Below are 10,867 nucleotides of genomic sequence, written 5' to 3'. Positions count from 1 at the left end.
TCTTGTGCAATCCCATAGAGAATTGTCCCAAAATGGGACTGGCTTTTACCTGTGACCTTATCCGATAAGATTGTCGGAGTCTGCAACAAGTCGCTGACCATGAAAGACAGGATAATGAGAAGAACTAACTACACTAGTTTAGGCCTAGCATTGCTTGGTTATTTACCAACTCTTTTAGAAAAGAGATGCATGTATAACCCCGTCGCTTCTCATATGTAACGTCTTGTGCTTTTCAAGCTTGACGTTAAGATAACAACTTAAGTCATCACCTTTAATGAAAGCTCAATGGTGACACCATCAAGCTTGAGAAGAAGTTAGTTTGCTTGCCAGAAATGAGCTTTTTCAAACTCAACAAAAGCTTTAGTGGCAACATCTTGAGACTCAATACTACTAAGGACGCATCCAAAATGATGATTAACCTTAGCTGCTTCTTCATACATGTGATTTCTGGTGATGCGAAAACGCTTTTTGAGCTCACAGATCGTGACGCTCAGAGCTTGCTTTTCTTCTATTTCTTCTTGAGTTAATGCAGTCTTGTTGCTTAACTCATCAAACCTCCTTTGAGCATCTCGCCATTTAGGCTCACCAAGCAACCCGCGTAGCCGTTTTAAAAGAAGTCCTGTACAGGTATTTTCAATCTGTTGAGTGACGTTCTCTTTTAATCGCACACGCTTAATTTGCTTGGACGTAAACCTAGTTTCGCCTGTCACAACATTAGACAAAGCATGAGATCTTTTTTGCGACATATCAAACCCTATTCTCGTGGATCATAGAGTTCATGCGGCAGCCTAACCCACGTACCTAGTGGTACATGAATTACTTTTAGCGTGTTCAACATAATATGATATTGAATAATAACATATTATGTTGCTAGTTGTCAAGGATCTAAAAAATGATTGAACGCGCCCTATGCCCTATTTGTGGCGAAGCTAATACAACACAAGGAGTTTGCTTTACTTAGAGTTTGCTTGCTGCAAGGTTGCCGGGCTAAACACTCTCAATTAGGTGTGGGGATAATGCACGAGAGTAGCATTAGCGCTACTTAAGCTTTAGAAGGAATGAGCGCGACATCGACTAGTCTTAAGTTTGTCCGCCAGATGATTTTTGAACTGTAGCTTTTGGTCGAGCAAATATGCTCTACGACTTACTGCGGCAATGAAGATATGGGCTAAAGGTTTATGAGGTGAGTGAATGAATGAATGAACTTAGAGGCTGCTACAGGAGCAGCTGTCGGGGAGGACATTTTCAAAAGGCGAAAAAAAAGCACCTTGCGGTGCCTCTTTTAGATGGTCGGTGATGTAGGATTCGAACCTACGACCCACTGCTCCCAAAGCAGTTGCGCTACCGGACTGCGCTAATCACCGATGGCCGCCATTATAGGTAAGTCATGATCTACTGTCAACAAAGATTTAACGAAAAACTCAAAATATCCTATTAATACCATCACCACAAGCCACAAGTGAGCTCAGCTTGAGCTATTAGAGCTATTTACAAGGGATCTGTCCTGGTGATGCAAAGTATCTGCATCTCATCATAAATAGATCATGGCTAAGCTATTTGTACATGAAGCACTATTGAGCATATTTGAGTTTGTCGCTACCTAGCTTGTTTAGCTAGCCTTAGCATAGCAGTGTTGGCACTTGTCATTGACTAGCAAACAAAGTTAGCTCAGTCTTGCGTACATAGCAAAAGCTATAGAACCTTGCGTAACTATCTTTGTTTTAGGCTTGATTGGCTTGGGTGTTGTAGAGACTTTGTGGATGCTGGCTATTTGCTGTGCTTGAGGCAGTATCGTAGCTCAAATAGCGGTAGCTAAAAGGCTGCCTTTTTGGCCCTAGCTTTAGCTTTAACTGCAGTGGCTGAGGCACTAAGGAGAATAATTTGTTTGACAATGCGAGTTAGATGGCACTTTCGTATCACACTTGTATTATTACTCAAGCGACTTTTCACAATAGGATGCCGCGAAATTTGACAAAGCGCTGTTCAAGGGTCATCATACAAGACAGGATCTGTATGCTAAATCAAGGAAGCTGCTCCATAACTTTGGCCTGTAAATAAGCTTTATCAGGCATAATGGGCAGCTAAGTACTGTATCTAGAGCATGCACTTATATTTGAGATTGATTGCTGCAAGTTCTTAGTCCTCTCATCAAACTGACTGGAGCGCTCATCTACCTACAATCTAGCCTTGCTTTGATAGCTGTTGATAACGGCACTTGGCAAGATCTTAGGTTGATGGCTTGGTTAAGAACTCACTATCTCAATCAAAAATCCATAACCGCGCTTGCGATGATCTTTATCTAAAAACATGTTGCGATCTATGTATCCCAACACATCTAGAGATCTTTATCTTAAGCCGGTTAATCATGTCAAAGGAGATTAACATGCCTAGCTTAAAGGGAACTCAGACTGAGAAGAACCTCTTAATTGCTTTTGCTGGCGAGTCTATGGCTCGTAACCGCTACACCTACTTTGCTTCTGTAGCAAAGAAAGAAGGCTATGTTCTCATTTCAGCCATGTTCGAAGAGACCGCTAATCAGGAAAAAGAACATGCAAAGCGTCTGTTTAAGTTCCTTGAGGGTGGTAATGCTGAAATTACTGCTACCTTCCCTGCCGGTGTTATTGGTGACACCGCTGCTAACTTAAAGTCAGCTGCTGAGGGCGAAAACGAAGAGTGGACTGACATGTACCCTAAGTACGCTGCCATTGCTCGTGAAGAGGGCTTCCCTGTTATTGCTGCAGTAATGGAGAACATTGCAGTAGCTGAAAAGCAGCACGAGAAGCAGTATCTTGATCTCTTAGCCCACTTAGAGGCTGGCACCATGTTCCAGCGTGGCGACAAGGTTATCTGGCGCTGCCGTAACTGTGGCTTTATCCATGAGGGCACAGTTGCTCCTAAGGTATGCCCTGCATGTAATCACCCACAAGCTCACTTTGAAGTCTTACGCGCTGATTACTAAGAGTTGCCCTACCGCCTTAGCTGCATAGCTTGCTAGGAGCTGCCATGCAGTATTTGCTGCATAGCTTACTTAGAGCTGCCATGTTGCTCAGTAGCAGTGCTTGTAAGCATAGTGTTAGTTCTACTTAGCTATGGGCAAGATGAAAAAGGCCTGATCGCCACATGTTGAGCGATCAGGCCTTTTTGCTTATGATGCTAATACCAACTAAAGGCCATAAGTAATTTAGCTTCTAAATTAAGCTAGTAAAGGCAAAAGGGCCGAAAGAGCCCTACAAATCAGCCAAAGATAGCTTTAGCCTAATTATATAGTAGCTTTATATGGCTAGGGGTTATGCGTGGTCAAAGGAGGGAAGGAGCTATGGATACTTTTAGACTGCGTTATATTGAATTAAAGCGACAGTTTGAAGAACAAGATGGTGCTAGTGATGTTGTAAGAGCTCTGTATCTTTTTAAGGAAGAGCTCGAAGCTGATCACAGTGCAGCTGCCTTAATAGTTCTTTATGATGTTTTGGAAATTTTAAGGCTCAAAAAAGATGCCTATGAGCTCTTATTAAGCATAGCCAACAAGCAAGATCGCAAAATGCTTAAGCGTCTAGCTGTTTTAAAAGAAGAGGCCGATAAGGTAGGTAATTACTATGCCTTACCTCGTCCTCTAACTGACAGTGAACAAGCTTTAGAGCAGGAAAAGCTCAAATCTTTGGATCTACCATTTTTCAAATATCATCCTAATCCTTTAGCTACACAAGCTTTCACTCAAGCTCAATATGCAGTTGTTTGTGATTGCTGCGGCTGTTCCACCCATATTTACTACGATGGCCCATTTTACGCAATTGACGACATCAACTATCTTTGTCCTAAGTGTATAGCATCTGGTGCTGCTGCTAAAAAATTTGATGGTGCTTTTCAAGATAATGGTTGTTTAGAGCCCGAAGTGCTTGATGCTGAGAAAGTTGATGAACTTATCCACCGCACTCCTGGGTATAGCGGCTGGCAGCAAGAATATTGGCGCTCACACTGTGGAGATTTTTGCGCTTTTATAGGCTATGTAGGAGCTGCTGAGCTCAAAGCTCTGGGAGTATTAGATGAGGTCTTGGATGATCCACAGTGGTCTGAGGAAGAAAAAGATTTAATTAAAACTTCGGTTAATGGTGGCTCATTACAATGCTATCTTTTCAAGTGTCTTCACTGTGGCAAACATATGGTCTGGATGGATTGCGATTAAGGCGAAAACACTCACTTGACCACTTTTAGTTGGTAGAGCAACAAAAGGTAATTGAATATGGGCTTCTTTAGTAATCTTTGCAATGACTACATTATAGACACATAGGTGGCCCTTTCGGGCATTTAGGCCTTTACTAGCTTAATTTAGAAGCTAAAAGGCCTGATCGCCACATGTTGAGCGATCAGGCCTTTTTGCTTATTTAACTTCGTTTGCAGAACTTTGATATCAGTATGCTGTAGTCTAGAGCTTGAGCTGGTAGCTGTAGCACTGTAGATGAGTGGCTTTCACTATCTTAGCTTTAGCAAGTAAGCTCATGCTGATGATCTTGCTCTGATGGGTATGAGCTGCAGTTCTGATTAGGCTCTGATGCGATCTTCACGAGAGTCCTTTAGTAGCAAGTAGCGAGTTACGTAGTATGAGACGAGCATGAAGAAGACCGTGATGGATACCTGATCAATGGTATTTAGGATGTATGAACGATCATGATCAATTGCAAGCTTGCGATACTGCCATAAGATCACATCCCAATAGTAAGGCTTACAGATTTCTAAAAAGCCGTTGAGCGCCACAATATGCAGGCTGAGCAATACCCAATTACCAGGAGCCTTGCTACCTTTGAATGGGCACTTAGACTCTTTAATAGAGCATGCTGCTGCCTTTTCTTGCACACGTATAGCACAGGCGTCATTGAGCATGGATAAGAGCTTGCTTAGATAACAACCTAAGTGCAGGCCAATTAAGATGTACAGATAGATCGCCAAAGAGGTGTGAGATTGACGTGCGATCGCTTTTTCAATTGGAATCCAGCCTGGATAGAGATTTTTGGACATGGCCATACCAAAGATAGTTACGGCAATAAAGTCCACGGCCATCAATAGCAAAATGATATCGCGGTAGATGAAGAAGGCTGAGCGCTGTTTAGTGATGTAGCTAAAGATAGACTTCATCATCAGCAAATGAATCACCACCAGCACGAACACTATAGTTCCGGCGATCTCATGCCAAAGCTTGCCCGTCCACTTATAAAAATACAGCTGTCCAAAGAATACAATCAACAAAGTATAGACTAAAGCCGCTATGAGCAAGGCTTTTACAAAACGGTTCATAACTTAATAACACCTCAGTACTAAATGTAATCTTGCTTCTCATTGCTCTGAGCGATCACAGCAAGCAAAGGTGCAACGCTTCGTTCTGGCAAGTTTTCAATGCAAAGACATCTGTACAATAAAGCGCACAAAAGCTATGCAAAGATGCTCATGACGAAGCATCGCTCCCACTAGTACCTGAAACAAGCGCAATCTGCAGGCAACTAGCAAACGCATCAAGATTACTTCTGCTTCTTGATGACATACACAATAAGAGCCTAACTTGCCATCTTCATTCACGTCTTAGTCAGCATTCATATCAGTGTAAAGCAGTCTCACCATAATCTTGGAGGCTAGCTAGATGCAGAGATTTAGATTTGACTAAGAGAGCAAGAGATCATTGCAAGCTCTGCCAAGCCATTTGTATAAAGGCTTATGCATAGCTCTTAATGTCATCATCAAAAAATCGCCCTCATTTTATGACCCGATACCTAGCTTAAGCTTAGGTTAATTAACAGTTACCTAAATTTTGTTACTAAGGCCATACAACCTGCACATTTGTATCAACTACAAGCACGACGGCATCTTAATTGAGGTTAGGATCTTGAGATATTGTTGAGGCGGGAAAAAGCATGATTGCGTTTAGAAAAGATCACAGCTCTTGTCGCTCGCTAGCTTGCTAGTAAAAGCTCGCGCGGATCATGCTGGTGAATATTGCAGTGCGTTCTCACTTTGCGTGATTGTTCGCCTTGCCTAATTGATAGCTTTGCATGATTGATAGCTTTGCTTGTCAGATGCCTCTCATGCAAATGACCGATGGCGAGTGCGCGTAAGCTTATGACCAACGTGAATGGCTGAGTATGAGCTGTGGCTATAGCCTTGCTACTGCTGCTATTGCTATAGCATTGCTGTGGCTGTGGCTATAGCCACAAGCATAGGCCTAGGCATGTGCCTAGGCATCTCTATGTCGATGATCTGCTCATCATATGTCTGATAGTTGGTCTCGGTGGCTATTGAATACTTGCCAAGATTGCAAGGATGAGCTTTTGTTTAGCGGCCTAGGTTTGGTTTGATCTTGATAATGGTATCAGTGATGAAGTCCTGAACATTACCCTCGATAATTTGACCTGCTACAGCCTGATAGGCTCGCTTAACCGCATGATAGCCTTGGCGGCGTGGCTGCTGACAGATAACAAATTTAATGATGCCTTCACTGACTAATTGCTTAGTTGCATATAGCTCATCAAAGCCCATAGCAAAGATCTTAGGATCATCATGTGCAATTAAGGCTGAACCTACTCCCTGCACTGCACCACCAGTGATATAGACGCAGTTGATGAATGGATATTTCTTTAAGGCCTCAGAGGTGACTTGTTGAGCGCGGATATCTGAATCAAAGCTCTCAACAATACTGATGATTTGATAAGGCACTTTCTGATTTTTAAGCTCGTCCTCAAAGCCCTTAATACGCAGATTGTGACCGAGCATATTGCGTGATCCCGTCACCACTAAAACATACTGCTCTTCATGACAAGATAAGGCTACCATGCCCGCACAGGTTGCGCCTGCGGTAATGTAATCAGAGCCCACATAGCAAAGACGTTTGGTGCCCTCTACATCTGTATTGAAGAGCACGATAGCTACATGATTGTCGTGCAACTGATTAATGCGATCTCTAAGCTTAGGCGTATTAACTGTGGCTAGGCATAAACCTTTGCAGCCTTGCTTAATTAAATCATCAATACCAGCTAAGTGATCGTCTTCATTAAAGCCGTTGATCTCTTTAATCACCACACTTAAACCTAAGTCAGCATACTCTTTTTGAGCATCAGAGATGCCGTCAATGATGATTTGATAGAAGGCATTACCCACTGATGGCATGAGTACACCGATCTTAATTGGCGTTTTGTGAGCAGCTAAAGCAAGTCCAGCTCGATTAGGAACATAGCCTAGCTGTTTGGCCAGAGCACGCACTCGTTTGGCTACATCAGGTTTAACCGATCCACGGTTATGAAGTACGCGATCTACAGTACCGCGTGAAACGCCTGCAGCCAAAGCCAGACTTTTGACTGTAACCTTCATAAAAGGCCCTCAACCTCACAAAACATAAGAAAGCGATCTAAGCTCGCATAGATCTAATTCAACAAAGTGCTAAAAGGCACAGTACGAGCACATTGACTCATACTCAATACTTAATATTCACATAGAAACTAAGCTTAGGCTTGATAGCAAAAAAAAGCACAAAGCACGCTACCATATAAGCTAGTCATCAGTAACTGTGAGCACTCACAGCTAACTTTGGGGATGCAATCAGCCAATTAGGCTTAATGTGCCAGCATATTCAGACAACAACAATTGCACTAAATTGTGATTGTTTTGTCTTTGAGATTAAAGTTATTACGCCAAAATCTGAGAGTTGCATCTCACTAACTTGCCACAAATGTGCATGACACAAGCGCTCTAAGCACTGTTAAGTATGGTGTTGATTCTATCTTATTATCAAGTGCACAAAGCACGCTTATTACTCTAAGACAATGTGCTTATCCCCAGAGACATTACACGTCGCATTGACACCAAGCCCATCCCAAAAAACGACCCCACAATTTGCTAGCGCGTATCCTAAATCCTATTTAAATGAGGCTTGTGCTTATCTGCCAAGGCATGAGCCGTTTGGTAATTAGAATGACTGTCCTGATAGGCCCATCTGATGACTATCTAAAAAGCTCACAAGGCCATGTCCATGTCGGCTCTTGAGTTTTTGGTGGCTTTTTATTTTTGGTCTTCAGCCCAAATGCTAACAGACGAGGCTGAAGACTCCACCCATTTCAACTATTTAGCTGCAGTTACATACGGCAAGTACTTTGATAGTGTCATAATCTTGTATTAGAGATTGCTTTTGTATGTTTGCCTCAGCGGTAATTGTAAACACATCGTTACAGCTGCATTTTCGATGGTTACTGTACTTATGTGCATTAAAAATGAAAAAGGCTGGTCTAAAAAAGAACCAGCCCTAATTGAGGTATTACTTATTCTTGCTATGAGGCGTTATATTTAGGCCTGCTCAACCTCGATATGAGGAGTCTGACCACGCATATGAGCTTTGAGGTAGTGGAAGATGATGGATAAGCCTAAAGCAATCATCATCACAGCCATTACGAGTAAGAAGATACCAGCGGTAACTAACACTGTGCTCTTACCCCATTGCTGGCCGATTACCTGCACAATGCCCCATAAGCTCATGACCATCATGAAGATCATTGGTACAAAGGCGATGTACCACTTAGAACCCTTAACTAACAGATAGATGGTGATAGCTAAGAAAGCTAATGCAGCCATTAACTGATTAGAGGCACCAAAGATTGGCCAAATTGAGGCGGCAGAACCAGTTAAAGCTAACATGATGGATACGCCTACAACAAACACTGCAGCAAAGTATGGGTTAGTTACAAAAGCACGCCATGCTGGTACAGCATTAACATCTGTGCGGATCTCATTACCTGCCTTATCGATGGTGCGAGGTAAGAAGATCTCTTGCAGTAAGAAACGACCTAAGCGAGTTGCAGTATCTAATGAGGTCATCATGAATGCAGCAATAGCTAAGGATAAGAAAGTACGGGCAAATTCCTCAGAGATACCTAAGGCAGTAGAGAATGATGCAATAGCGGTTGCAAAAGCTAATGGCTGATTCTTACCTACTTCCTTGAAGACGGCTGGATCTAAGGCCATTACAGCTACTAAGGCCATCACGCCTAATACACCTTCCATGATCATGCCGCCGTAGCCAACCTTCAGCATGTCCTTTTCAGAACGAATCTGCTTTGAGGTGGTACCTGATGCTACTAAGGAGTGAAAGCCAGAGCAAGCACCGCAAGCGACGAAGATGAACAATGCAGGAATGAGATTAGTCATATTGCCATCGGCAGTTACCGCATTCCAACCTACAAAGGCCTCCATCTTGATCTCTGGGTTGTAGACTAAGATAGCTACAAAACCTAAAGCTAACATGCCGTACAAGAGATAGCTGTTGAGGTAATCACGAGGCTGCAGCAGCCACTGCACTGGAACAACTGAGGCAGCAAAGATGTATAAAGCTAATACACCGAGCCATACCATATTAGCCTCAGAGGCAGTAATGCCAAATAATGCAACGAGATCTAACTTAAACTCAATGCCAACTAAAACGGTAACAAAGACCAGCGGTACAAATATTAAGGAAGCGCGAGATAATCTCCAACCTAACTTCATGGTGCAAAAAGCAAACACAGGAGCCATTAAGATGAAGAGGATTGATGCGCTAGCAACTTCAGGCAGTGATACAAACATACCTGCAATCAGAATCGAGAAGATACCGACAACGAGGATGAGGCATGCTAAGCAGAAACCTAAGAACAGCTGGCGGCCGGTAAAGCCCATCAGTTTTTCCATGATGAATGAAATAGATCTGCCCTTGTTACGTACTGACATAACTAAAGCGGCAAAATCATGGAACGCACCGACAAAAACGCAGCCAACTAAAATCCAGATCAGCGCAGGTAGGAAGCCAAAATATGCAGCCATGATTGGGCCAACAATTGGGCCTGGGCCGGCAATAGAGGCAAAGTGGTGACCAAAGAGCACCACAGCTGGTGTTGGAACATAGTCAACACCGTCGAAATTGGTCTCAGCTGGGGTTGGACGCTGAGGATCTACTTTGAAAACTCTGGATAAGAAACCGCCATAGACGTAGTATGCAACCACAAAATACGCTAAGCAGATACAAAACAAGACACTGCCTGTCATCTAAAAAACTCCTGCCCTCTTTTTTCTAAGCATGCTCCCTACAAATCAAATCTTTTTCTCAGGTAAGAGTGTTAAGACCCTGCCTTAAGTTATTGCTTAAGGGCCTAAGAGTGCTGCTCACGGTAGCGATAGTCTCTTAGTAGCTATTGCATTCATTGTCTGAATGCCTAAAGCTCAGGTTCATCGTATGGCTTGATGATGCCGTGCACTAAGCGCATATATTGAACTTAGATGCTGATGAATTAAGTTGTAGTTTCGTCTGCTCACGGAGAGCTAAAATCTCACGAACATTTGGCACCACTTGAATGTGGCTTGTTGTCAGTTTGCAAGATCGCTACTTTTGATTCAACAGCTGCAAAGCGCAATGCTCACTAAGTGAACGCAAAAAGCGCCATCCTCCCGCAAATGATGCTTTGATTGCACAAAAAGTAGTCAAGCGCTCACATATATATCACTCTTACAAGATGAGTATCTATCACACAAGAGTGCAGCAGAGCCTAATACACCACTCCACGTAAGCGCAGCTAAACCACCTTTTTGACCATGCCCAATTCTCACTAAACTGCAGCAAAGCAATTAATTTTTTCCAAGACCTCAGAGCCTCAAGATAAGTTCAAGCCTATGTCTTAAAGGCTACTCTCGTAAAGCCATGAGGTTAAAGCCATGCCTTGGCATAAGTTAAGATCACAGCCAAAAGAGCACAGCAATAGGATCAATGTGATGGGTCACTAAATTTACAACCTATGTGTCATTTATTTGTTTCAAAATAGCTCAAAAAGTCCTGTTTAGCTATTGACTTTTCTTAAAATGAGTTAAGTGATGG

The 10,867-nt window shown here is 42.8% G+C and carries 6 protein-coding genes and 1 tRNA gene; 2 read left to right on the top strand and 5 right to left on the bottom strand.

Annotation, left to right across the window (positions count from 1 at the left end; genetic code table 11):
- Nucleotides 1–314: 314 nt before the first annotated feature.
- On the bottom strand, nucleotides 315–746 hold the full coding sequence (locus RDO37_RS06775; RefSeq protein WP_308498539.1) for a hypothetical protein: 432 nt from the start codon (nucleotides 744–746) through the stop codon (nucleotides 315–317).
- A gap of 541 nt (nucleotides 747–1,287) precedes the next feature.
- A tRNA-Pro gene (locus RDO37_RS06770) sits at nucleotides 1,288–1,364 on the bottom strand.
- A 1,019-nt stretch (nucleotides 1,365–2,383) separates the two neighbouring features.
- Between RDO37_RS06770 and rbr the strand changes: the two genes are divergently transcribed.
- Together rbr and RDO37_RS06760 are read left to right on the top strand one after the other, a co-directional pair.
- Nucleotides 2,384–2,959: a rubrerythrin gene (gene rbr, locus RDO37_RS06765; RefSeq protein WP_308498538.1), complete on the top strand. Its 576-nt coding sequence runs from the start codon at nucleotides 2,384–2,386 to the stop codon at nucleotides 2,957–2,959.
- A gap of 357 nt (nucleotides 2,960–3,316) precedes the next feature.
- The gene (locus tag RDO37_RS06760; protein WP_308498537.1) at nucleotides 3,317–4,180 is read left to right on the top strand and encodes a CbrC family protein; all 864 of its coding nucleotides are present in this window, start codon (nucleotides 3,317–3,319) and stop codon (nucleotides 4,178–4,180) included.
- Nucleotides 4,181–4,536: 356 nt separating this feature from the next.
- On the opposite strand, the gene RDO37_RS06755 is transcribed toward RDO37_RS06760, so the two are convergent.
- The 3 genes from RDO37_RS06755 to RDO37_RS06745 form a co-directional block, all read right to left on the bottom strand.
- Nucleotides 4,537–5,286, bottom strand: a complete 750-nt coding sequence (locus RDO37_RS06755; protein ID WP_308498536.1) for a DUF4405 domain-containing protein — start codon at nucleotides 5,284–5,286, stop codon at nucleotides 4,537–4,539.
- Nucleotides 5,287–6,315: 1,029 nt separating this feature from the next.
- Nucleotides 6,316–7,347, bottom strand: a complete 1,032-nt coding sequence (locus RDO37_RS06750) for a LacI family DNA-binding transcriptional regulator (RefSeq protein WP_027938835.1) — start codon at nucleotides 7,345–7,347, stop codon at nucleotides 6,316–6,318.
- A 969-nt stretch (nucleotides 7,348–8,316) separates the two neighbouring features.
- Nucleotides 8,317–10,044: a carbon starvation protein A gene (locus RDO37_RS06745; protein WP_303073485.1), complete on the bottom strand. Its 1,728-nt coding sequence runs from the start codon at nucleotides 10,042–10,044 to the stop codon at nucleotides 8,317–8,319.
- Between the last annotated feature and the right edge of the window lie 823 nt (nucleotides 10,045–10,867).

It is taken from the genome of uncultured Anaerobiospirillum sp. (assembly GCF_902485895.1).
Taxonomy (GTDB): domain Bacteria; phylum Pseudomonadota; class Gammaproteobacteria; order Enterobacterales; family Succinivibrionaceae; genus Anaerobiospirillum; species Anaerobiospirillum succiniciproducens.
This window is presented reverse-complemented; position numbering and strand designations above follow the sequence as displayed.

Coding starts and splice junctions, on each gene's coding strand:
- RDO37_RS06775 (WP_308498539.1), bottom strand. CDS start 746: ATGTCGCAAAAAAGATCTCATGCTTTGTCTAATGTTGTGACAGGCGAA.
- rbr (WP_308498538.1), top strand. CDS start 2,384: ATGCCTAGCTTAAAGGGAACTCAGACTGAGAAGAACCTCTTAATTGCT.
- RDO37_RS06760 (WP_308498537.1), top strand. CDS start 3,317: ATGGATACTTTTAGACTGCGTTATATTGAATTAAAGCGACAGTTTGAA.
- RDO37_RS06755 (WP_308498536.1), bottom strand. CDS start 5,286: ATGAACCGTTTTGTAAAAGCCTTGCTCATAGCGGCTTTAGTCTATACT.
- RDO37_RS06750 (WP_027938835.1), bottom strand. CDS start 7,347: ATGAAGGTTACAGTCAAAAGTCTGGCTTTGGCTGCAGGCGTTTCACGC.
- RDO37_RS06745 (WP_303073485.1), bottom strand. CDS start 10,044: ATGACAGGCAGTGTCTTGTTTTGTATCTGCTTAGCGTATTTTGTGGTT.